The 22739-nt window shown below is 33.5% G+C and carries 18 protein-coding genes, 2 other RNA genes and 4 pseudogenes; 15 read left to right on the plus strand and 9 right to left on the minus strand.

The genetic code is table 11. The features are described 5' to 3' along the window. Positions 1 to 378: 378 nt before the first annotated feature. Positions 379 to 1213 (minus strand): annotated as a pseudogene (locus AAGD69_RS00765) (transposase family protein). A gap of 945 nt (positions 1214 to 2158) precedes the next feature. Here AAGD69_RS00765 and topA point away from each other — a divergent pair. After that, positions 2159 to 4609 (plus strand): type I DNA topoisomerase, encoded by a 2451-nt coding sequence (topA, locus tag AAGD69_RS00770; protein WP_341812241.1) that lies wholly within the window; start codon positions 2159 to 2161, stop codon positions 4607 to 4609. Between the two features lie 521 nt (positions 4610 to 5130). Here the strand turns inward: topA and AAGD69_RS00775 are convergent. Next, positions 5131 to 5965: pseudogene (locus AAGD69_RS00775) on the minus strand (transposase family protein). Between the two features lie 79 nt (positions 5966 to 6044). Further along, positions 6045 to 6221 (minus strand): annotated as a pseudogene (locus tag AAGD69_RS00780) (phage tail protein); the annotation flags it as partial. A gap of 311 nt (positions 6222 to 6532) precedes the next feature. Here AAGD69_RS00780 and AAGD69_RS06925 point away from each other — a divergent pair. Both AAGD69_RS06925 and AAGD69_RS00790 read left to right on the plus strand, forming a co-directional pair. Next, positions 6533 to 6679: pseudogene (locus tag AAGD69_RS06925) on the plus strand (DnaJ domain-containing protein); the annotation flags it as partial. Positions 6680 to 6793: 114 nt separating this feature from the next. After that, a complete protein-coding gene (locus tag AAGD69_RS00790) occupies positions 6794 to 7489 on the plus strand; it encodes a J domain-containing protein (RefSeq protein WP_341812242.1) in 696 nt (231 codons plus the stop codon). Here the strand turns inward: AAGD69_RS00790 and AAGD69_RS00795 are convergent. Further along, positions 7486 to 8829, minus strand: a complete 1344-nt coding sequence (locus AAGD69_RS00795; RefSeq protein WP_341812243.1) for a folylpolyglutamate synthase/dihydrofolate synthase family protein — start codon at positions 8827 to 8829, stop codon at positions 7486 to 7488. The two genes, AAGD69_RS00790 and AAGD69_RS00795, sit on opposite strands and share 4 nt — an antisense overlap. Further along, positions 8826 to 9410, minus strand: a complete 585-nt coding sequence (locus tag AAGD69_RS00800; RefSeq protein WP_341812244.1) for an ABC transporter substrate-binding protein — start codon at positions 9408 to 9410, stop codon at positions 8826 to 8828. Before AAGD69_RS00800 ends, AAGD69_RS00795 begins: the two co-directional genes overlap by 4 nt. Positions 9411 to 9528: 118 nt before the next feature. Between AAGD69_RS00800 and ssrS the strand changes: the two genes are divergently transcribed. From ssrS to AAGD69_RS00815, 3 genes are all read left to right on the plus strand, one after another. Continuing rightward, a non-coding RNA gene (ssrS, locus tag AAGD69_RS00805) (6S RNA) lies at positions 9529 to 9689 on the plus strand. A gap of 1 nt (position 9690) precedes the next feature. Then, the gene (locus tag AAGD69_RS00810) at positions 9691 to 10170 is read left to right on the plus strand and encodes a type II toxin-antitoxin system RatA family toxin (RefSeq protein WP_341812245.1); all 480 of its coding nucleotides are present in this window, start codon (positions 9691 to 9693) and stop codon (positions 10168 to 10170) included. 53 nt (positions 10171 to 10223) lie between these two features. Beyond that, entirely contained in the window at positions 10224 to 10919 is a 696-nt protein-coding gene (locus AAGD69_RS00815) for a DsbA family protein (RefSeq protein ID WP_341812246.1), read from the plus strand. A gap of 29 nt (positions 10920 to 10948) precedes the next feature. On the opposite strand, the gene AAGD69_RS00820 is transcribed toward AAGD69_RS00815, so the two are convergent. After that, the gene (locus AAGD69_RS00820) at positions 10949 to 11227 is read right to left on the minus strand and encodes a DUF2671 domain-containing protein (protein WP_253309235.1); all 279 of its coding nucleotides are present in this window, start codon (positions 11225 to 11227) and stop codon (positions 10949 to 10951) included. 258 nt (positions 11228 to 11485) lie between these two features. On the opposite strand from AAGD69_RS00820, the gene AAGD69_RS00825 reads away from it, so the two are divergent. Further along, complete coding sequence (locus AAGD69_RS00825; protein ID WP_341812247.1) at positions 11486 to 12133, plus strand: O-methyltransferase; 648 nt, start codon at positions 11486 to 11488, stop codon at positions 12131 to 12133. 1 nt (position 12134) lies between these two features. Here the strand turns inward: AAGD69_RS00825 and AAGD69_RS00830 are convergent, their stop codons facing one another. Continuing rightward, entirely contained in the window at positions 12135 to 12788 is a 654-nt protein-coding gene (locus AAGD69_RS00830) for a glutathione S-transferase family protein (RefSeq protein ID WP_064125276.1), read from the minus strand. 223 nt (positions 12789 to 13011) lie between these two features. Here AAGD69_RS00830 and ffs point away from each other — a divergent pair. The 8 genes from ffs (at position 13012) to AAGD69_RS00870 (ending at position 19516) form a co-directional block, all read left to right on the plus strand. Then, positions 13012 to 13101, plus strand: an RNA gene (gene ffs / locus AAGD69_RS00835) — signal recognition particle sRNA small type. A gap of 21 nt (positions 13102 to 13122) precedes the next feature. Beyond that, on the plus strand, positions 13123 to 14607 hold the full coding sequence (gene dnaX / locus AAGD69_RS00840) for a DNA polymerase III subunit gamma/tau (protein ID WP_265016627.1): 1485 nt from the start codon (positions 13123 to 13125) through the stop codon (positions 14605 to 14607). A 21-nt stretch (positions 14608 to 14628) separates the two neighbouring features. Continuing rightward, a complete protein-coding gene (locus AAGD69_RS00845) occupies positions 14629 to 14943 on the plus strand; it encodes a YbaB/EbfC family nucleoid-associated protein (protein WP_064125278.1) in 315 nt (104 codons plus the stop codon). A 424-nt stretch (positions 14944 to 15367) separates the two neighbouring features. Beyond that, entirely contained in the window at positions 15368 to 16060 is a 693-nt protein-coding gene (locus tag AAGD69_RS00850) for a P44/Msp2 family outer membrane protein (protein WP_341812248.1), read from the plus strand. Positions 16061 to 16200: 140 nt separating this feature from the next. Beyond that, positions 16201 to 16326 (plus strand): hypothetical protein, encoded by a 126-nt coding sequence (locus tag AAGD69_RS00855; protein ID WP_264732015.1) that lies wholly within the window; start codon positions 16201 to 16203, stop codon positions 16324 to 16326. Positions 16327 to 16644: 318 nt separating this feature from the next. Continuing rightward, positions 16645 to 17115, plus strand: coding sequence for a transposase (locus AAGD69_RS00860; RefSeq protein WP_265035053.1), 471 nt, complete (start codon positions 16645 to 16647; stop codon positions 17113 to 17115). A 166-nt stretch (positions 17116 to 17281) separates the two neighbouring features. Next, the gene (mtaB, locus tag AAGD69_RS00865; RefSeq protein ID WP_341812249.1) at positions 17282 to 18517 is read left to right on the plus strand and encodes a tRNA (N(6)-L-threonylcarbamoyladenosine(37)-C(2))-methylthiotransferase MtaB; all 1236 of its coding nucleotides are present in this window, start codon (positions 17282 to 17284) and stop codon (positions 18515 to 18517) included. 66 nt (positions 18518 to 18583) lie between these two features. Next, positions 18584 to 19516 carry a P44/Msp2 family outer membrane protein gene (locus AAGD69_RS00870; protein ID WP_341812250.1) on the plus strand — a complete coding sequence of 311 codons (933 nt, stop codon included), beginning with the start codon at positions 18584 to 18586 and terminating at the stop codon, positions 19514 to 19516. A 7-nt stretch (positions 19517 to 19523) separates the two neighbouring features. Here the strand turns inward: AAGD69_RS00870 and AAGD69_RS00875 are convergent, their stop codons facing one another. Beyond that, positions 19524 to 21038 (minus strand): secretion system protein, encoded by a 1515-nt coding sequence (locus AAGD69_RS00875; RefSeq protein WP_341812251.1) that lies wholly within the window; start codon positions 21036 to 21038, stop codon positions 19524 to 19526. Between the two features lie 143 nt (positions 21039 to 21181). Next, the gene (locus AAGD69_RS00880; RefSeq protein WP_341812252.1) at positions 21182 to 22555 is read right to left on the minus strand and encodes an ankyrin repeat domain-containing protein; all 1374 of its coding nucleotides are present in this window, start codon (positions 22553 to 22555) and stop codon (positions 21182 to 21184) included. Positions 22556 to 22739: the final 184 nt, after the last annotated feature.

The raw sequence follows: 22739 nt of genomic DNA on the forward strand, positions 1-22739 counted from the left end.
GTGTGACGCAAAAACCATGAGAGCTACAAAAACTTCCTTGACAAACTCCGCCACCTCCTTTATCATGAAACTGAAGCTAATTATTTATCTTTGCAATCTCTGCAGTGGATTAATGACAAAAAAACTTAATGTATTTGGCGTAAATCATGCTTAATTTTTGCGCTATGTGCACCTCATGTCTTTATAAAACTTCTAGGTTTCTACCTATATAAGCTGAAACGCGCTTATAAAGCGTTTAAGACAGTAAAAGACGTCAAATAGACAAGGGAGAATTTGAATACTAGCCACCCTAGGGTTTCTTTGCCTTTTTTTTCACTAGACCTGCTGAGAATCAAGCAATAAAAAGAAGGAAAGGAGGGTGACTAAAATCAAGGTTAACTAAAAGGCGTGCTTAAGATTCACAATACCAGCAATAATATTGAACCTCAGGTCGTATTTTTTCTGAAAATTGCGGTAAATATGAGACATAATCTTAAATATCTTTATCTCACGGATCTTATTTTCTACTCTCATTCTAAATGATGCTAATCTTCTATTATGCTCTTTCTGCTCTGGAGTTAATGGCTTTTTACGATACTTTTTATATGGAATTATAACATTGCTTTGCAATTTTTGCCAACCTTGATATCCAGAATCGGCATATTTTATGCTATCGATTGGTAAATATTTTTCTTGTTTCCTTATGCGAAAATCATTAATTCTACCACGATATGAATTTGACACTGATAAAATTCTTCCACCTTCTTCGATAACAATCTCAGTTTTCATAGTGTTGGTTCTTTTTTTTTCCTGAATATGATTTCTTCCGTTTTTTACTATCTTCTGGTCTCTGTATTTGCTGTTCTGTAACATCAGCCAGAATCTTCAGTATTTTTTCTGGTGTCATACTTCTATCTTTTGTTATAGTAACTTTTTTGGCAAGTAATGGCTCTATTTTCTTCAGTAACCTAAATACATTTGCGTTGTGAACATTGAACAGGCACCCTAAAAATCTATGTGTTATGTAAGTGCGATAGTACAAAATTACGCAAAATAACTTATCTTCTAGAGTTGGTAGTTGTGATCTTCTACCATGGCACTTTTTCTGTTTTTCAAGTCTTTCCCACCCAGACCTAACTTTTTCCACTACCTTTTCGAACTCCTCTATAGTTAAACCTGTTATATTACGAAAGTTTCTTGGGTGTTTCTTCATGTTATAGTAACTAAAGCTCATTTTTTTACCTTACTCAATCTGCTTATTCTTCTTCTACTTCTCTCACATTATTTTTTCAATCACCTTTTGCAGCAGGTCTATTGTTCAAGTAAGAGCAAACTAAGTGCAAAAGCTACGCAATAGATGAGGGTGGGCCCCTCGGAGCCGGTTTACAAGAGCAGGCTTCAAACAACCATAAGCTGCTTTGGTAAAGAGCCAAGGTAGTAAGCGTTATGGAAAAGGCGCAATTATGTGTCATGTGTGAAATAGAGAGACGAATGCAAATGAACCACTGATAAAGTGTCGAAAGGAACTAGACGACGTCAAAACCAGGTGTCTAACCTAACCTGGGATAAATCTATCGGGAGCTTGTTTACTGGATAGGTGGCGTCCGGCATAGAGGTGGCGTGAATCTATTTTGGGCTATTGCGTGGAACTGCGGGAACCTGTCGTTTTGATGATAAGGGAGAAATCCAAGGAGCTAAACTCCAAGGGTGAGAGTACCGATGCGGAAAACAGGGGTGCGTAGTAGTGAAGAAGTCTCTGTAATGAAGATGGAGCGAAGGGATTTAGTTTAGTTATTTGTCAACCAGAAATGGGATGAGCAATTGATTAAAACAGAGTCCTTGATTATGCTATAATTAGTAGCAAGGGCCGAATAATGGGAGCTGCGTGAGTCGAGAGGTTCATGCACAGTTCTGCGAGAGGCTGGCGGGGAAGGTCCGCCGGTCTACTCTCCCTATAGCAGTGGGAATAGCAGTTGGAGCTTGTTGTCTGGTTGCTTCTGCAATCATATACTATTGTAATAGACCTTCAAATTCACTTGAAAATAGCAAGGTCCAAGGGTTTTCTGGAAACCATGAACAACCTACTCTGTAAAATTCACAAGACCTATTAAAATATTTTTTTACTTTTCATCGTATATTTCTCAACATATTATCTTTAAATACTAAAATAATTAACAATATGGCATTATTAATAGTTGAATCACCTGCGAAAGCAAAGACAATAGGCAAATATTTAAGTAAAGAGTTCAAAGTAGCTGCATCCTTTGGACATGTGAGGGATCTTCCAGCAAAAAACGGTTCTGTCGATCCGGATAATGATTTTGCTATAAAGTATGAAACCATTGAAAAAGCAGAAAAGTATATAAAAGAGTTAGTAAAAGCAGCGAGTAAAGCATCAGATATATATCTTGCAACAGACCCAGACAGAGAAGGAGAAGCAATGGCTTGGCATGTGATAGAGACATTAAAAGAAAAGAAAGCAATCAGTAATGAAAACAACATTTATAGAGTAGTCTTTAATGAGATAACAAAGAGAGCAGTTCAAGAAGCAATAAAGAATCCACGTGAAATTAATATGGACTTAGTGCGCGCACAGCAAACACGCAGAGCTTTGGATTATCTAGTTGGATTTAGTTTGTCACCACTGTTATGGACGAAATTGTCGGGGAGCAAGTCTGCAGGGCGAGTGCAGTCTGTTGCATTAAAGCTTATATGCGAACGGGAAGATGAAATCAGTAAGTTTATAACACAGGAGTATTGGAGCATAAAGGCAGAAATGCAAAATAGCAAAGATGAGGCTTTTTTTGCTATGCTGAGTCACTATGACAATAAGAAGCTAGAAAAATTTGATATTAAAAATGAAGAAGAAGCAAAGAACTTAGTCAGGGAGATTGAATCAAGGCAATATGCTGTAAGCACAGTAGAACGCAAGCAAGTTAAGAGAAACCCACTTCCTCCATTTATTACTTCAAGTCTTCAGCAAGATGCAGTGAATAAGCTGTATTTTAACGTGAAAAATGTTATGCGCATAGCGCAAAATTTATATGAAGGTATCGATATTGGTGGTGAAACTGTAGGGTTGATAACTTACATGCGTACAGATGGGTTTCATATTGCAGATGAGGCTATAAACTCAATTAGAGGGTCAATTAAGTCGTTATATGGTGATAAATATTTACCACAGTCTCCTCGTAAATATGTAAAAAAGGTCAAAAATGCTCAAGAAGCACATGAAGCAATTCGTCCAACTGATATCAATAGAACGCCGGGTAGTATTAAGGATTACTTAACGCCAGAGCAATTTAAATTGTACGATTTAATCTGGAAAAGAACCATTGCAAGTCAAATGGAATCGGCGATTCTTGATCAAGTGGTAGTTGAAATTAGTTCTACTGATCAGAAAGTGATTCTGCGAGCAAGTGGATCAAGTATATTCTTTGATGGTTTTTATAAAGTCTATCAAGATAACATGGAAGCCGAAAATGAAGGCCTGCTACCTGCCATGAAGGAAGGGGAAGCATGTAAGCTGATTTCAGTTGAGCCAAAACAGCATTTCACTCAACCGCCACCTCGTTATAGTGAAGCAAGTATCATTAAAAAAATGGAGGAAATCGGTATAGGCCGTCCATCAACTTATGCGACAATTATTTCGGTATTGCAGGATCGTGAGTATGTTACACTGGATAATAAAAGATTTATTCCAAGCAGTCGTGGTAAGATCGTTACCATATTTTTAGAAACTTTTTTTCAGCGTTGTGTAGAGTATGACTTCACAGCACAAATGGAAGAGAAGCTTGATTTAATCTCAAATGGACGTGCAGATTGGAAAAAAGAACTAGGCTACTTTTGGGTGCCATTCTTTAGTCTTGTAAACTCTGTCAAGCAAATGACGCATGATGAGATTTTTAGCGGTATTAATGACTTGGTAGTCGATTGGTTTTGTTCAGAGGAAGGAAAAGAAGAAATAGGTAAGAAATGTCCTGATTGTTCCGATGGTATATTGAAATTAAACTTTGGAAAAGCCGGGGTGTTTCTTGGATGTTCTAACTATCCTGCATGCAACCATACAAAGGAAATTACAGGTATTAACGACAATTCAGAATATCCAAAAAGTTTAGGCGTGGACAATGTAACAGGTCAAGAGGTGGTAATCAAAAAAGGCCCTTTTGGGCTTTACCTTGAGTTTAATAGTGAGTCCAAAAAGAAAAAAACAGTTTCCATACCAAAGGATCTAAATGTTAATGATATTGATCTGAATACCGCTACTCAGTTACTTTCCTTGCCAAAAGTAATCGGAGAACACCCTGAGACCGGAAAGGAAATAAAAATAGGCCTTGGACGATTTGGGTACTATATTTTTTATGATGGTAGATATTTTTCTCTTAAAAAAAGCTCTAAAGAGGTGCTGAATACAGAATTGAGCGAAGCTGTACAAATTATTGCAAACAGTCCACGCAAAGAGTTAAAATCTCTCGGGGTTAATGAAAAAGGAAAAGAAGTTTTCATCTGCAACGGTAGGTATGGATTCTATATAAAATGCGGTAAAACGAACGTTGCTTTGGGCAAGAGTGCAGATATTGAGAGTATAGATTTGAAGAAGGCTTTAGAGTTGATTAAGGGTAAGAAGTAGACTTTTGTTGAAATATTATGTAGAGTTGAAATATTCTCTAATAATGTGGTGGAATAAATGACATTCGAAATACGGGGTAACACTTTAGTTTTACGTGATTTAGATTACATAGATGTAAGTTAGTAGACCTTTTAAGAGACAGACCAAATACTGCAGGGCTTTATTTAACTAAGTGCAAGATTAGTGTTGAAGTTGCAAAAGAACTAGCCAAGCTCAAAAATCTTACTTCACTTTATTTAACTGGGTGCAAGATTAGTGTTGAAGCTGCAGGAGAATCAGCTAAGTTCACAAATCTTACTTTGCTTAGTTTAGTTAGGTGCAAGATTAGTGTTGAAGGTGCAAAAGGATTAGCTAAGCTCAAAAATCTTACTTCACTTCATTTAACTGATTACAAGATTAGTGTTGAAATTGCAAAAGAGTTAGCCAAACTTACAAGTCTTACTTCACTTGATTTAACTAAAGACCTGCTGAGAATCAAGCAATAAAAAGAAGGAAAGGAGGGTGACTAAAATCAAGGTTAACTAAAAGGCGTGCTTAAGATTCACAATACCAGCAATAATATTGAACCTCAGGTTGTATTTTTTCTGAAAATTGCGGTAAACATGAGACATAATCTTAAATATCTTTATCTCACGGATCTTATTTTCTACTCTCATTCTAAATGATGCTAATCTTCTATTATGCTCTTTCTGCTCTGGAGTTAATGGCTTTTTACGATACTTTTTATATGGAATTATAACATTGCTTTGCAATTTTTGCCAACCTTGATATCCAGAATCGGCATATTTTATGCTATCGATTGGTAAATATTTTTCTTGTTTCCTTATGCGAAAATCATTAATTCTACCACGATATGAATTTGACACTGATAAAATTCTTCCACCTTCTTCGATAACAATCTCAGTTTTCATAGTGTTGGTTCTTTTTTTTTCCTGAATATGATTTCTTCCGTTTTTTACTATCTTCTGGTCTCTGTATTTGCTGTTCTGTAACATCAGCCAGAATCTTCAGTATTTTTTCTGGTGTCATACTTCTATCTTTTGTTATAGTAACTTTTTTGGCAAGTAATGGCTCTATTTTCTTCAGTAACCTAAATACATTTGCGTTGTGAACATTGAACAGGCACCCTAAAAATCTATGTGTTATGTAAGTGCGATAGTACAAAATTACGCAAAATAACTTATCTTCTAGAGTTGGTAGTTGTGATCTTCTACCATGGCACTTTTTCTGTTTTTCAACTCTTTCCCACCCAGACCTAACTTTTTCCACTACCTTTTCGAACTCCTCTATAGTTAAACCTGTTATACTACGAAAGTTTCTTGGGTGTTTCTTCATGTTATAGTAACTAAAGCTCATTTTTTTACCTTACTCAATCTGCTTATTCTTCTTCTACTTCTCTCACATTATTTTTTCAATCACCTTTTGCAGCAGGTCTATTGATTAAATCTGCAGTCCTTCTCACTGACAGAAAAGCCCATCTTTCATCTTTTGAACATGTCCTATTTCCCCAAATCCTATACCCATTTTGATGAATTATCGTTGTTACTTCATTTTCATTTAAATAATTTGCTCTAGAGCTTCTATTGCCAAGGGTAAAATCAATAGGTCTGCTTGGATGACACCGCTTGGATAGGTCAGCTACTCAGATGACGCCGCCTGCCATGCAAACTGCAACCCTAAATGTTGGAGCACTGTCGTACACTAAGCGCTGTAATGACAATTTTGGTTGCTTCATACACTTATCATGCTAGTCATAATAGAAATAATTTTTACCAGAGATGTTTATGAAATAATTGACATAGTTTGGAAATATGTATATTATAGAACATTAATAGTTAGTTAATTTGTAGGTGTAATATGGCTAGAAATGTTTTGAATGAAAATGAGTATCACGCTTTTAAGCGGTTGTTTTTAACGTTTGGTATTCAGAAAAAGGATGTGGTAAATTCTGGCATTGAGACTGTTAGGAAAGAGTTCAATGCACGATACCGTAAATTATCGTTAAAATATCACCCAGATAAAAACCCAAACAATAAAGAAGCAGAGGAGAAATTTAAGGTTATTGCATCAAATAAGCCATTTTTTGAAGAATTTATAATAGAGCCGTTGGAGAAAGGTCTCAGTGAAAGAAATAATTTAATGAAAGAATTACGCAGTAAGTTGTGAAGTCGCAGTTATGAAGAATTGCAAAAATACTTAGATGATAAGGGCAGAAATAAACTCCATAGTAAGCAGCAGTCAATTAACAATAATGTAACTGCTTATTCAAAATATTCTTCTTATTCAAATCTCTTAGGAAGTCTTTTAGTGGTCTTCACATCAATTGCATTTTTAATAATTAATGGTATTTCTTGTAATGTACCAATAGCAGTAGGTTTTTTTGCTCCCTTGTTAGCAGGATTTATTTTGAATTCAGCTATTAAGAGCATTTATACTAGAAATGGAAAAGAGTTTAATAGTCAGACTAATATTTTATTGTTGTTTAACTTTGACCAAGAATGCGGAAATTTTTCAAAGAGTGATAGGACTAAATTAAAGTGGCTAAAAAATTCATTGATTTTGAGCAAAATAATCTGTACATCTTTAATGTTTTTCGGTGTGGGATTAGATTTAGTTGCCAACGGCTTTGGTATAACTAACTCTATGATGTTATCCGGCTTATTACTTTCATTACCATTCACGCTTTTAATTGTTACCTCACCTGTTTTAAATGCTGCAAGTAATTATATTCTCAAAAAGACAACTATAAATTCAATTGAGGAGCAATTTAAAGGTGATGGTCCACTTGTAGAAGTTGATGACGAACAACCAAGCAGTACTATGAGCAATCAAAGTTATTTCCCCATCGGTCAGTTAATGCTCACATATCATCAAAGTTAGCTATTCTCCATAGCGAAGTCTCTAGCTAGGAACAATGAGCCACAGATTAGTATGGTTTTGATGTTTTGGATAGAGGCTTTTAATATGTGATTTGATATTGCATCGCCAATTGATTCACATTCAACTGCTTTTATTCCTATGTTATTGGCTTTTTCCCTAATCAAATTTGTATTTGTTGCTTTAGGTTCAGACTTAACACAAACCGCACATAGTAGTTTGATATATGGCTTTAAGTGCTCTAGGAACTCTTCCACATTTCTGTTACGAGTAACACCAAAAATTATATAGATACCTTCAGCAAAATTATCTTTTACCCACTGAGATAGCACTTTAGCACCGTCATTATTGTGCGCACCATCTAAAAATAATTGCCAATCTTTCGGTAGTAGGGAAATTAAATTACCCTCTTTTATGAGCTCTAGTCGTGCAGGCCAGTAGGTACTCTGTAAACCTGAAGTAATATCCTCTTCTCCAATATCAAATCCGTATTTTCCACTTAAAATACTACATGCTGCAATAGCATTGCCTGCATTAATCACCTGATGATCACCCTTTAAAGATGGCAAAGAAAATTCTATTGATTGAATAGCTGATTGAAAAATCATTTGAGCTCCAGCACGTGACCACTCATTTTTTTGTTTCTGGATCCCAGTTTGGATGACAGATAGTTGTTTTTCGCAATTCCATTCAAGACCTCCTCTATATAAAGGAGATTTCTTATTTATTGCGTGGTGTTCTAGCGTGTTCATTACAGATTTTTCTTGTGGTGCTATTACGCAAGGAACATTAGGTTTCATTATTCCAGCCTTTTCACCTGCTATAATTTCTATAGTAGGGCCAAGATATTCTGTATGATCAAGGGCAATGGAGGTAATGATTGTTAAAATCGGACTATCTATAACATTTGTTGCATCAAGTTTTCCACCCATACCCACTTCAACTAAAGTTATATCGGCTTTATGACGAGAAAAAGCTAAAAAAGCTGCAATGGTTGCAGCTTCAAACAGAGTGATAGGTTGTTCTGCAATTACGGCACGGCATTCTTCTAATAAGCTATATAATTCATTATCGTCGATATAACTGCCTGCAATAACTATTCTTTCATTAAAATTCACCAAATGTGGAGAAGTGTATGCATGGACCTTATACTCTGCTGCTTGCATTATATATCTTATAAATGCTAGTGTTGAGCCTTTCCCATTAGTTCCAGCTATATGAATTATTGGCAGCATTTTTTTCTCAGGATTGCCCAATTTATTTAGAAAGCTTTTTATGTGATCAAGAGAAAAATCCTTTGGTCTACTACCAAGCGGTTTAGGCCAATGAGGCATATATATCATGGATTGTTATTGCATTTTAATTCAGCTATAACGCTTGCTATGCCATGCGTGTCGATTTTTTCACTAAATTGAGAACGTTGATTAATAGCAATACTTATTCCACTCATTACAACATCACTTATCAAGAAAGAACTGTTATTTTTAGTAACTTTAAAATCAATATTTGTAAATTCTTCATCACCGTAAGAAAATCTTGTACCAATTAAGCAAGTTTCATCGTCAACTGCTTTTGTACTCATTATGATCATTTCACTATCATGCATGTATTTATATAAAATTTTAACGCACAAACGCGTAAGATACACTTCATACTCTCTTAAAAAATCTTCTTTTTGTTTAACTAAAGCCCAATGTTTTCCTATAACGAATTGCGATATTCCTTTGAGGTTAACATTATTCTGAATGACCTCCTGAAGCTTTTCGTGTACATGTCCTAGGTTTTTTCTATTTCCTTTTATAGATATACCATCCACTTGTTGCTTCATAGTATGCACAAAAATTTTGTGATCTGTACAACTAGTGTAAGCTCTTGAAGAAATTACAATAAAAACAATAATGATTAAAACTTTAGTAATGTTCATAAGATATATTTATTAACTATGATACTTAGAATGCAAAGTTTAATAAAGATTAAATAATAATCGCTGACTTTTAATATACCTATAGACATGCCTTGTGTAAATCATCTATAATTCAAGTAAGGGTCTGTGCTATGCGTTATGAGTTAAGTTAAACTTCCCGAGCGATAATTTCTAGTCAAGGGAATTGCCTCTATTGATTTCGTTAAAATTAATAAGCGATGCCCACCTTAACTTTAGTCTCAGGAATCTACTAAGGCTGACGGTAGATACGGATCCTATTTTGATTGGTTTAACATTTATGCTTCATCAATGCAGAGAACAAGGTACCTTCCTATGTTCGCCTAATGAAGTGTTCCAAATTGTAATTGATGTTGAAAGGTATCCCGATTTTGTTCCTTGGTGCAAAGCCGTTTATATAAAAGAAAAAATTGACAACCAAATGGTTGTGGATCTTCTCGCAGCTTTTCATGGAATTAAAGGAAAGTACACATCAGAAGTAACCTTTCTTTCTCCAAGTGGAACAAATGAAGGTTGGATAAAAGCTGTATCATCAAATGGAATATTTAAACATCTATACAATGAATGGCAATTCATTCCCATAGATGAAAATAAAACTATGGTAAAGTTTTATATAGAGTTTAAGTTTAAGTCCAACTCATTTTCCACTTTATTAAACTCAGTATATAAATATACACAGAGTAAAATAATTGCTGCATTTAAAGATAGGGCTGAAAGCCTTGCTAAACAAAAGTTATCTTGACATTATTAATATAAATATGTAATTTTTTTAGTAAGTTAAGTGTTTGTATTGTAATGATTTTCAGACTATTGTTTTTACTAATTCTTATGAGTGTTAATTCTTATGCAGTTGTTAAATCCAGTAACCAACGTATTCAAAAAGAAACTAATGAAATAACATCAAAGGAGTTACTATCACTATTACCTGATGATAAATTATTAGGAGATCCAAAAGCACCAATTCTAATGATAGAATATGCTTCATTAACTTGCTATCACTGCTCTCTTTTTCATAAGAATGTTTTTCCTAAAATTAAAGAGAAATATATAGACACAGGTAAGATGTTATATATATTTCGTCATTTTCCTTTGGATTACAGAGGGCTAAAGGCTGCAATGCTAAGTCATTGCTACGAAAAACAAGAAGAATACTTTAATTTTAACAAAGCTGTTTTTAACTCAATAGATTCGTGGAATTACTACAATTTAAGTGATTTGACTTTACTACAAAGAATTGCTGCACTAAGCAACTTAAAGCAAGATGCATTTAACCAATGCATTAATGATAAGAAAATTATGGATAAAATCGTAAATGATAAATCACTGGCAATCAATAAACTTGGTATCACAGCCACTCCAATATTTTTCATCAAGCTTAACGATGGTAAGTCATATATAGAGTGTAATAAAGTTAAACATGAAGGGTATAAAGAGCTGAAATATCTCACTGATGTGATAGATAAATTATATGGAAAAGCTATAGTGAAGTAATATCACTGTAGCTTACCATATAAAAGACTCTATGCTGAGTCATTGTTTTTCACTACTGTTTGTTGTTTTTTACGCTCAAACTCTCTTTTTTTACTGTGCCAAGTGTAGTAATACATAGCGATTTTATTCTCTATTAATACTATTGTCCCATCATAAAACTGAACCATATCCATAACTTTTCTCTGAGCTTCATTAAAACGTTCTTTATACTTTTCACGATAAGCTGGATTATGTAGTAACATAACCCCTTCATTCTTGTTAGATTTTTTGTTTAACGTTTCAACTTCACTAGCAATAGTATAAGACATATAACCCCCTCTAATTGATTATAAAAATTATATTTTAAAAAGAGAAATGCGCATAAACAATCCCTTTAATTCTAGTATAATAATCGATTGTTTATTATACTAGTTAACCATAGTACGATATATAATAATTTTTGTCACTTAAAATTTTATACTATGAAATAATAACTTAAAATAAATGTTTTTATTATTTTAAACTATATTATTATATTTATAAACTGTGTATGAATTAAGTTTCCCTAATTTATAATATAAAACGTAATGCGTAATAATTTTAGTACAAAATTATCATATATAAGAAATCTATTTGCAAAAGAATATAAAAAAATAGAAGAATATTGTATTCTTGAAAAAAAGCAACATATTCAGATTGGCCCTGAAGAAGGAAAGCTATTAAGTTTATTTATAAAAATCCATAAAATCAAAAGTATTGTTGAGATTGGCACGTTATACGGTTATTCGTCGATTTGCATGGCAAAAGCTCTACTGAAAGACGGTCATATATATACAATAGAAAATAATCCTCAACACTCAAGAATAGCAAAAAAAAATTTTAGTGCTTTTAATCTAAGTGATAAAATTACTCTAATAGAAGGTGATGCACTGGAAAAAATTAATGAATTATCAGCAAAGGCACCATTTGACATGATATTAATCGATGCTGACAAAAGTAGTTATCCTAAGTATTTAGATTGGGCAGAGTCATACATTAAACAAGATGGGTTAATCGTTGCAGATAACACTCTATTATTTAATACAGTATTTTTAGAATCGCCTCCAAAAGAAGTATCAGAAAAATCATGGCATGCTATGAGGGAGTTTAATAATAGATTATCAGATGAAAAGAAATACTTCTCTATATTGATTCCAACTGATGAAGGAATGACTGTAGCTTTAAAGCTAACATAAGTTAAAAATCAAGGTCAGCGTAATGTTTAGGAGGGGTTAAACCGGAAACTCTCTCTAATAATATCTCACGAAAACAAGGCTTTGATTTAACAATGGAGTACCATTCTTTTAAAATTTTACTTTTTTCCCATGGAAAACTACTTACATAATCCATTACGGAAATATGCGATGCTAAAGCAATATCAGCCAAAGTGAACTTATCAGTTGCAAGCCAAACGTTCTTGTTAATTAAGTGTTCGATGTATTCCATATGGCAAGGCAGGTTATGCTGAGCTGCATGAAGAAATCTAGAGTCAGGGCTGCGGTTAGTAATTACTTTTTCATTCATAATATACTTAGTAACTTCATTGTAAAATTTGTTGTCGAACCAATTAATTAGAGCGCGTATTTTAGACTTAATAATAGTGGATGAACCAAGTAATTTGACGTCGCTATTGTAAGTCTCTTCTATATATTCACAAATGGCATTACTATCCGCTATTACAAAGTTATTATCTATTAATACTGGTACTTGCCCAGTTGGATTGATCTCCATAAATTCATTCCGTTTTTCCCACGGATTTTCATACACTAGATCGCAGCCTAATTTTTTTTCTTTTAGAAAAGTTCTAACTTTTCGTGAAAATGGACAAAGAGGAAAATGATATAAAATCATAATATTCCTCTTTTGTTATCCCAGTACCTATAGGTTGTTATTCCAGTGTGTGACACTGAAATCCACATCTTTTTTCTCTGGATCCAAGTTGGGATGACAAGAGAAGAGTATTTTAGGTAACAGTTGTTTACTCCAAAGTAATGTTGCAAGAGATCTAACATATAAATTATTAAGGTTAATATAGGATATACCTTGCTAAATAAAAAAAAAAGTATAATATTTTATAAGGTATGCAGGCAAAAACTCTGTAATTTGGTCAGATCAGAAATGAAGCAGCCATATCAAAACCTTTTTGGGTTGCATACCTATTTCATTATTTGTTTTATCCGAGGCTATGAATATAGCATTAAAACATCGTCCTAGTAGCTTTAAAGATCTAGTAGGTCAAGATATATTAGTGCGTGTATTAGAAAATGCTTTTATTTTAAACAAAATCCCACAGTCTATACTGCTCTCTGGTAGTAGTGGAGTTGGTAAAACCACCACTGCAAGGATAATAGCTTTATGTTTGAATTGTTCCCTGGGGCCAATTTTTGAACCTTGCGGATCATGTGAAAATTGTCTAGCAATAAAAAATTCAAGCCATCCAGATGTAATTGAAATCGATGCAGCAAGTCACACTAGCATTGACGATGTTAAAGTAATCCTGGGAGATATTTGCTATTCACCTATAAGCTCTAAATTCAAAGTCTACATTATAGATGAAGTACACATGTTATCCAGCAGTGCATTTAACGCATTACTTAAAACCCTAGAAGAGCCACCATCTAGTGTAAAATTCATTTTAGCAACTACAGAAATAAAAAAGATACCAATAACTATTATTGCACGTTGTCAAAGATTTGATTTACACAACATTCCTGTAGCTAAAATAGTAGAACGTTTAAATGATGTTGCACAAAAAGAGAGTTATTCCATTGAAAAGGGAGCATTAGAGTTAATTGCACGACATTCTGGAAATTCAATGCGTAACGCCTTGTTTTTGATGAATCAAGCAGTGCTATATAGCAAAGATGGTGCAATATCCACTAAAAATGTGATAGACATACTTGGCCTAGTGGATAAAGATATTATATTCGATCTATTAGGAGCAATATTAGAAGGTGATTTACAGAAAGCTCTATCAGTGTTTGACAAGGCGATAAAAACAGCAAACCCACTTAGTATTTTTGAAGGTCTATTGCAAACAATTCAGTTAGTATGCCGTTTTTTGATTACAAAAGAGATTGATAATGCAGTTACAGAGTATGAAAAGAATAGGATAAAAGATTTAAGTATAAAGAAGTCTTTAATATTTTTTTCGAGATTGTGGAAGGTGTTGCTTAAAGGTATTCAAGATATAAAAACTTCAACATGCAACGATGTTGCTGCTGAAATGATGTTAATTAGCCTCTGTTATCTTTCTGATCTGCCTTCTCCGGAACAAGTGGTCAAAAAAATTCTTTCGCAGAATGCACAGCAGGGAAATACGCATAGTATAGGAAATGAACAGCAACAAAATTATGATTTTGACAAAGTTTTGCAACTATTAAGGCGGAGTAACCAAATTTATCTTTACAAACAACTGTGTAATAATCTACAATTAATAGATTGTAAACCTGGATATTTAAAATTAAAAGCTGTATCTAAGTTGGATAGTAATTTTTGCAATGATTTAAAAAATTACTTAAACCAGGTGACTCAGCAGGAGTGGGTTATTACAGTTGATACGGGTTATATAAATAGGGAAGTGAGTAATTTAAATTATGCACCTGCAGTTAAGGATATACTTGATACATTTAAAGGTGCAAAAGTAGTTAATATAGAAAATAAGGAGTAAGTTGTGGATTTTAGTCAAATAATGAAACAAGCGCAAGAGATGCAAAAAAAACTTGCAGAAGCTCAAGAAAAATATGTTGGGAAAGAGTTTCAAGGTATTTCTGGTGGTGGCAAAGTTTCTGTATTAGTGGAAGTCATAAAAATAGGTAGCTATAAAGCTAAAAAGGTGAACATAGACTTAGAACTTATGAGAAATGAGGAAAAAGATATAGTAGAGGATTTAGTAACAGCAGCGTTTAATGATGCCGTTAAAAAAGCAGAAGAAGATATGGCAAATGCAACTTCTGATCTTGCAGGTATGATGGGTTTACCACCTGGGTTCAAACTTCCTTTTTGAATTTATTTCTATACTACTGAAGTTTCTTTTAGTGTAAGTATTTCTTTTTTAATATTTTCAACGCTAGTACTTCTTTATATAATACGCCTATAGCTAGCACAGCCCTACTTCATACCGTAGCGGAATGACGAATTTTTGTTTTTCAAATTGTAGGTAAACCTAAGCCACTTTAGCTATAGATCCCGCTAACAAGCAGCGGGATGACGAGATCTTTCGATAGTAAATCTTACCTGTGTTAGCTATACCAAAAAATCAAGAGTAAAAAAGTCGTGTAACTCTATTTATTCATTAATAAAATCTTTGTCTTTTCCCAAAAATTAGTTAAAATGTAGAATATTTTGTGTTATTAAGTTAGCACTTGACTTAACTTTAGTTGTTACTTAGACTGCTAGAGTGGAATTTTAATTTTTTTACGAGGACAATTATGCATTATAAAAAGTTTTTTTCAGCAGCCGCTTTAGCAACGTTGCTAAGTTTATCAAACTCTGCTTTTTCAGATCCTGTTGGTCCAATAAGTGATGAAGAAACTAGCTACTACGTTCGTTTGCAATATAATGGTGAAATTTTACCTCTTTTCACAAACATTGATGGTGCTACAGGTGCTAAAAAGAAGAATGCGGATACTGGTACAACTACTGACCTTTATAAAGCTTCTTTTATGGCTGGTGGTGGTGCATTTGGTTACAAAATGGACGACATCAGAGTTGATATTGAAGGGCTTTATTCGCAGCTAAGTAAGGATACACTTGAGAAAGCTCCTGATCCAGCAATTGCAGACAGTTTAACAGCATTTTCAGGATTAGTTAACGTGTATTACGATATAGCAATTGAAGATATGCCTATCACTCCATATGTTGGTGTTGGTGTTGGTGCAGCATATGTAAGCAATCCTTTAGCAACAAAAGCTACTGGTGATAAAGCCTCTGGATTTGGTGTTGCTTATCAAGCAAAAGCTGGTGTTAGCTATGACGTAACTCCAGAAATCAAGCTTTATGCTGGTGCTCGTTATTTCGGCTCTTATGGTGCTAACTTTGGTAAGGCAGCTAAAGACGATGCCGGAATCAAAGTTCTTTACAGCACTGTTGGTGCAGAAGCTGGAGTAGCGTTTAATTTCTAGTCTATCTCAGTCTTGTTATCCCAGTGGGTTTTTTCTTGTCATTCAAGTAGCATGACACTGGGGTGGCTTTGTTGCATAGCAGCAGAAAAACTAGTGATTCCTGACTAAATTCATTATAAAATGACGATTTAAGGATAAATATGCCACAAAAAATGAGAGTCAGTAACCATAGAGAATATAACAAATTTCTAGAAAAAAGAGGAAATATTTTTCATTATATCAACGAAGCTATAGAAAATTGGTATGAAATTGGGCCAAAAATGTAGGGTGGCAACAATATTTACAGCAACAAAGTGGTAATTTTGATACATATAATAACCCATCTATTCAGAATAGGTTTGAGACAAACAGTGGGATTTTTAGAGGGATACATTGAACAAATAGGAAAAAATTTGCAGCTATTCACAAGCATCAAAAGAAACTTGATATTAAGATCAATGATTGCAGAGTTGATAAAAATAACATGGAAGATATCGAAATTGCTATAGACAGTACAGGAATTAGTATATACAACAACACACAGCAAAGAAAATAGCAAAGATAGAGAGTAACGCGGCTATAAACAAGTAAGAAAATTGCACATAATGTTGAGCAAACAAGTCATAGCTACAAAATACAGTAATGGCGTCTACTCTGATCACTATGGAGCATTGGGGAAATTTGATGTTAAATATGCTATAAAAGCACTATATGCAGATAGGGCATATGATAGAAAAAAGCTCTATAAGCTGTGTAATCAATATGGCATAAAAACGAAAATTCCTCCGAAAAACAACGCAGCAGAGCATCCAAAATTGGATTATATGCTTGATAGAAATGCCGCTATTCAGTTAATGAAATTACATGGTGAGAATGGTATAAAAAGATGGAAAGAAGAAGTAAATTACGGAAAAAGATCGTATATTGAAGGATTTTTCTCAAGGTTGAAGCGAATATTTGGGTTTAGTTTTAAAAATAAATCTGAGACAAATAGAGAGAAGGAACTACTTATTAAATGCTACTTAATGAACAAATTTACTGCAATTGGTATGCCTAAATTTGAAATAGTTGCATAAAATTATTTACTCTGGAAAAAACTTACCGTTGCTATGCAACAAAGCCATCCCAGTGTCTGCTGCTTGCATAGCATTTATCTACCAAAACAATGGTCATGCAAGAGGCTTAATGACTTTGCTTGGATGTGTGATATAATTTAAATTGTAAGGTCTAAAAAATACTAGCATGAATGAAGTGATAACATTTGGTTGTCGTCTAAATTTTTACGAGAGTGAGTTAATCAAAGAAGCATTAAAAAAAGCAGAAAGAAAAAATGTTGTTGTGGTACATAGCTGTGCAGTGACAAACGAAGCAGAACGTCAGGTAAAGCAAAAAATACGTAAGATCTATAAAAACGACCCAAGTAAAGAAATTATCGTAGTTGGTTGTGCTGTTCAGTTGGATCCAGAAGTTTACAGTAGCATTCCTGGTGTAAGTAAAGTGCTCGGTAATCAAGATAAGCTAAAAGCTGAAAATTACTTACTAAATGACGATAAAATCTTAGTCAGTGATAACCAAGTAAACAAATCAGAACCTGTTCTAATTAATGGATTTGAAGATAAATCAAGGGCATTTATTGAAATTCAAAATGGTTGTAATCATAGCTGCACATTTTGCTCAATTACTGAGGCAAGAGGGAATAATCAATCTGTGCAAATAAACAGTATTATAGAGCAAATTAGGATCTTTGTAGAAAATGGATATCAAGAAGTAGTGTTTACAGGTGTTGATATTACTGACTTTGGTACAGATTTGTTTGCTAAGCCATCACTTGGTTCAATGATTAGGAGAGTTTTAAAAGATATACCAGAGTTGAAGAGGCTAAGACTTTCCTCTATCGATGTCGCTGAAGTTGACGACGAATTAATGGATTTAATAGCTAATGAGTCAAGACTTATGCCTCATTTACATTTGAGTCTACAATCTGGTAATAATTTAATACTAAAGAGAATGAAGCGTCGTCACAACAGAGAACAAGTAATAGAATTTTGTCATAAAATGAAGAGCTTGAGGCCTAATATAGCATTTGGCGCTGATATTATTGCTGGATTTCCAACAGAAACTGATGAAATGTTTCAGGATACAGTTGATTTACTGAAAAAAACAAATATAGTTTACCTACATGCTTTTCCATATTCAGAGCGGAAGAATACACCTGCTGCACGAATGCCGCAAGTACCAGAGAATGTGCGTAAAGAACGAGTAAAAAATTTAAGAGAAATGAATAGAGAAATGATGAGTAGCTTTTATCAATCTTTGATAGGCACTGAACAAAGTGTTCTGGTTGAGCAAAATAATGTCGGTAGAACAGAAAATTTTGCATTAGTAAAGCTTGAATCAAAAGCTCAAGCCAAGAGTATTGTGAAAGTTAATGTTAAAGGAGTGGAAAATAATTATCTAATTGGAAATATTCTTTCTTAATTTTTGTACATTAAAGAAATATATGATATAGTAATTATACTATAAATGATAATTATGGGTTCATTTGTGATAACTAAAATATCTATTACTTTATTTTTGATTTTCATTCCATGTGTCTATTTTTTTATTACTTATATTAGTAATACACACATTGAGCAAGTACAACTCTTAAAACTAGAAACGGACAATAATGAAGATGTAATGCATTCTGAAGAGGTTACTGAGAAAAAAATACTAATAAATGATTTAAAATATCAAGAACTTGAAAGTAGTCCTACTGAACAACCTTCTATTCTCCAAGTAGCTGATCAGAAAAATATGTGGTCACGTATTGCAGATCAAGCTGATAATGAGCAGCCTACAAAAGAAAAATCAAAAAAACTTGATTTTTATGTTAGTGCTAACGGTGGTAAAACATACTGTGACAATTCAGAAACATTTGTTAAGGGTATACAAGAAATGGGAAGAAGAATTCTTACTTTAGCTAAAAGCCGTTATGGTTTTCTTGTAGACATAGTAGGAGATGAAATTAAAAGCATAAAAGAATTTAATGGTAAAATTGATTTCCAATGGGTTAACAGCATATCTTTAGGTTACTATGCTGGAGAAAATGGCCGAGTTGATTTTGAAGCCATGTATTCTAGAGCCAATATTGAAAATAGTAATTCTCCTCTGGTATTTGATAAATCAGCAAGTATATTTGCGTTTTTGTTAAACTTATATTATAATCCCAGCTTTCAGGATACGCAATTTGCTCCATACATCGGCCTTGGTATAGGACCAACAGTTTTTAGATTAAAAAGAATTAATGGATCACCCCAAAGTTCAATGCCACTTAATGTTCCATGGTTTGCTTATCAAATAAAGCTTGGTATTAACTATTCAATAATCCCAGAAGTCAAAACCTTTCTCGGCTATCGTTACTTTAGCGTTCCGATACCTGTTGCAGATGACATATCCACTCATAATATTGAAGTTGGTTTGATATTTAATTTTTAGTAGTGATTTAATATATATATAAATTCTTATCTTTTCTATCTAACAAACCAAATGTTGGTACGATTGTTGCTTTTAAAAAAATGACAGTTTCTACTGTTCTAATGTTATTCGCTAGCCTTTTTGACTTCTGATGTAATGTAGCTTTAAAGCTTTGCTTATCTTCTCTATGTTCTATAAGCCCGCCGATTACCATAATTTCACCGCTCTTAATTTTTAACATAGAGTTCATTTCTCTGATTTCAACAATTGGAATGTCGCTATTTAATTTCATTTTACTCTGCTGTGCGATGTACTCTATATCTGGATCTTTAATGTAGCCGTTAATTCTTGATAAAGTTGGATGTATATCCATGAATATTTCACTAGTATCAATGTTAATGCTTGGGTGGATTATTAGCACAACACCTATTGGAACGCTATTCATCTTGGTAATTAAGGTCTGATTAGAGTTTCTAGTATCTTTTTGTATATCGGAAGTAAAATAAATATGGTTTTTGGTAAATGAAATCATCGCTTGCTGATTATTTATAGCATGTACTCTAGGGCTTGAAATTACAGTTGAAGCGCCAAATTTGTCTAAATTTTTTACTAAATCTCCTAGATCACTCGCACCAAAGTTCATTGCTAGGTTAATAATGGAGTTATCTTGATTTATTATAGACTTAGTTCCATCGCGTAAGTCATTTAAGTTTATACCAGAAAGATATTTGTCATCTAACACAACTTCAACTATTTTTGCCTCTATCATTACTTGAGAAGACGCTAATTTCTTAACCTTGTTAATATATTCTTCAACAGCTTTATGGATATCTTTTCTAGCATTCAAAATAATAACACCAGCTTCTCTGTTGGATGAAAGGAATTCGCCATCATCTACCCCGTTAACATCCATTATTGCATTCAAGCCTTTTTCTAATGAATTCCATAAGTCACTACTGTATTGAGACTTCATAACATTGTTATAGTCCCTATCAGTGTTACTTCCATCACTGTTAGTAATATTGTTACTAATGACAAAACTGCTTTGAGCAGAATGTTGAATATTAATGAAGTCTGCGTAATAATTTTGCGCGTATGGCAAGTCCTGCTCAATTCTAATTACACCATTGCTTGTTGAGTAACGCAATTTGGCGCTATTTGCTATGCTCTGAATTACTTCATTTATATTCTTATCTTTTAGCTTTAAAATAATATTACCTGATATTTTTGGGTCTATATCCAAGTTAACGTCAGAAAGTTTTCCTATCTCAATCAGCAAATCTTTTACTGATACTTCTTCACTAACATTAATAGAAATAAGCTGATTACTGATTGTGAGATCGGGAAACTCTATTGGTAAAGGTATAATTTCTGGTATTGCCGGTTCATTAATCTCCAAAGAGGTGTTGTATTGCTGCAACGAATAATCGTGCTCACCTATATCATGATGATCTTCGTTGCCTATATTAGTGAGATGTTGCTTAGTAGGCAGGTGTGTGCAAGAAATAATGAAGAGGAGTATTAAGCATTTAAAAATAGCCATTAGAACAGCATATAGATCTATACTAATAGATTTCTATAAAAATATTAAAAATGTATTTAATCTCATTTTCATTCAACAGATAATTGTCATATATTAGCTTGACCTGCACTGGCTATATGTTTTTTTGTACGCCCCTCTTGTACTTAAATGTAGAGTAAGTTTTCCAGCATAGCCTTAGTTTTTTTATATATTTTACTTCTTTCTCTATATTTAATAATAGGCTTAAAAATAAATGGTAAGCCTATAATTGTTAAGCTTAGAGTTAGGGTTGAAAGTATACAACAGGCTTTGTGTTTACTATGTAGCTCTTTCAGGTAAAGCATCAAAAATCTACAAAATTTTTTGTAATTTTCTTCGATGTTTTTTTTGCTATTAGCCTTGCTAATGAATATATCTATTGCGGTATGACCGTTATTACACTTAATGTTAAGGTCTGCACCTTTTTCTGTTAACAGCTGAGCTATATCAAAATAATCCTTTTGAACAGCAAGATGTAGAGGTGCAAAACCTTGTTGCTCACAAATGTTCATATTGGCTCTAACTTCCAATAACATTTTCACAATTTTTGTATGGCCTTTTTTAACTGCCAGTAGCAAGGGAGTTCTGTTACATTTAGTAACAGCATTAATGTTTACCTTAAGCTTCAATAAGAGCTTAACTGTTTTAGTGTTACCATTATGGCTAGCTTTATGCAGCCTGGCGTTGCCATTAAAATCTTGATCATTTGCATCTATTCCTTTTGATACAAGAAATGTTACCATTTTTCTATTATTATGCTCAATAGCGCAATCTAATGCATCAAAACCATGGTTGTTTTTTGTGCAAAAAAACTCTTTAAGTTTAATTTCATCGTTACTTGCTTGCTGTCTTTTTGCAATAAGTTTAACTATTTGCATTTTGTTGTTATACGCTGCTAGGAAAAGCGTAGTGTTATTTTCTGCATCTTTGGCTTCTATATTTGCACCTTTCTTTATCAGATATTCTATAATTTCTGCTCTGCTGTCATAATGTGCAGTGCATTGATAGATAGTTAAAAACAAAGGAGTGCGAAAATTGTTATCTTCACATTCGAGATTTGCTCCGCTATCAATTAAAATTTGGACGCTTTTTTTAGAACCGTATAGTGAAGCTATATGAAGAGGAGTATAGCCCTCTTTAGCGTCTTTTTCATTAATTTTTGCGCCTTTTGTTATCAAAAAATCTATTAATTCCGTGTCATCTTGTAGTGCAGCAAGGTGCAGTGGAGTGAATCCATTTTTATCCTTGGAATTGATTGTCAGCTGATTAACAAAAAGTTTAGCAATTTTCTTGTGTCCATGCATAATGGCGTAATGCAGTGGGTTTCTATTTTCGTTGTCTACGACATTAAAATCAGCTTCGTGCTCTAGCAATGATTTTACTCCAACTAAATCACCTTCTTTTGTGAACTTATGCAAGAGAGTGATTCCACTTGCATCTTTTGAGTTAATATCAAATCCATTTTCTACTAATTGGTTTATATCTTCCTCACGCGCCATATCACTTAAGTCTCTAATTGAACCCTTTTCGCATTAATAATACTCCTACTTGATTAAGTTTGAGTGAATCTGTGAGAAATGGCTAGGATACTATGTATTCTTGCATAACAAACTTTTGGCAGCGCGTTGGATGAAACAAAAAAACCACTTGACAAACTCCGCCAGCCCCCTTGTTATGACAATA

Origin of the sequence: Wolbachia endosymbiont (group A) of Conops quadrifasciatus (assembly GCF_964027015.1) — a bacterium.
Taxonomy (GTDB): Bacteria; Pseudomonadota; Alphaproteobacteria; order Rickettsiales; family Anaplasmataceae; genus Wolbachia.

Excerpts from the sequence above, each read along its gene's own strand:
- AAGD69_RS00800 (WP_341812244.1), bottom strand. The coding sequence starts at position 9,410 with ATGAACATTACTAAAGTTTTAATCATTATTGTTTTTATTGTAATTTCT.
- AAGD69_RS00815 (WP_341812246.1), top strand. The coding sequence starts at position 10,224 with ATGATTTTCAGACTATTGTTTTTACTAATTCTTATGAGTGTTAATTCT.
- AAGD69_RS00855 (WP_264732015.1), top strand. The coding sequence starts at position 16,201 with ATGCCACAAAAAATGAGAGTCAGTAACCATAGAGAATATAACAAATTT.
- topA (WP_341812241.1), top strand. The coding sequence starts at position 2,159 with ATGGCATTATTAATAGTTGAATCACCTGCGAAAGCAAAGACAATAGGC.
- dnaX (WP_265016627.1), top strand. The coding sequence starts at position 13,123 with ATGAATATAGCATTAAAACATCGTCCTAGTAGCTTTAAAGATCTAGTA.
- AAGD69_RS00850 (WP_341812248.1), top strand. The coding sequence starts at position 15,368 with ATGCATTATAAAAAGTTTTTTTCAGCAGCCGCTTTAGCAACGTTGCTA.
- AAGD69_RS00825 (WP_341812247.1), top strand. The coding sequence starts at position 11,486 with ATGCGTAATAATTTTAGTACAAAATTATCATATATAAGAAATCTATTT.
- AAGD69_RS00860 (WP_265035053.1), top strand. The coding sequence starts at position 16,645 with ATGTTGAGCAAACAAGTCATAGCTACAAAATACAGTAATGGCGTCTAC.
- AAGD69_RS00845 (WP_064125278.1), top strand. The coding sequence starts at position 14,629 with ATGAAACAAGCGCAAGAGATGCAAAAAAAACTTGCAGAAGCTCAAGAA.
- AAGD69_RS00880 (WP_341812252.1), bottom strand. The coding sequence starts at position 22,555 with ATGGCGCGTGAGGAAGATATAAACCAATTAGTAGAAAATGGATTTGAT.
- AAGD69_RS00830 (WP_064125276.1), bottom strand. The coding sequence starts at position 12,788 with ATGATTTTATATCATTTTCCTCTTTGTCCATTTTCACGAAAAGTTAGA.
- AAGD69_RS00820 (WP_253309235.1), bottom strand. The coding sequence starts at position 11,227 with ATGTCTTATACTATTGCTAGTGAAGTTGAAACGTTAAACAAAAAATCT.
- AAGD69_RS00795 (WP_341812243.1), bottom strand. The coding sequence starts at position 8,829 with ATGATATATATGCCTCATTGGCCTAAACCGCTTGGTAGTAGACCAAAG.
- AAGD69_RS00875 (WP_341812251.1), bottom strand. The coding sequence starts at position 21,038 with ATGGCTATTTTTAAATGCTTAATACTCCTCTTCATTATTTCTTGCACA.
- mtaB (WP_341812249.1), top strand. The coding sequence starts at position 17,282 with ATGAATGAAGTGATAACATTTGGTTGTCGTCTAAATTTTTACGAGAGT.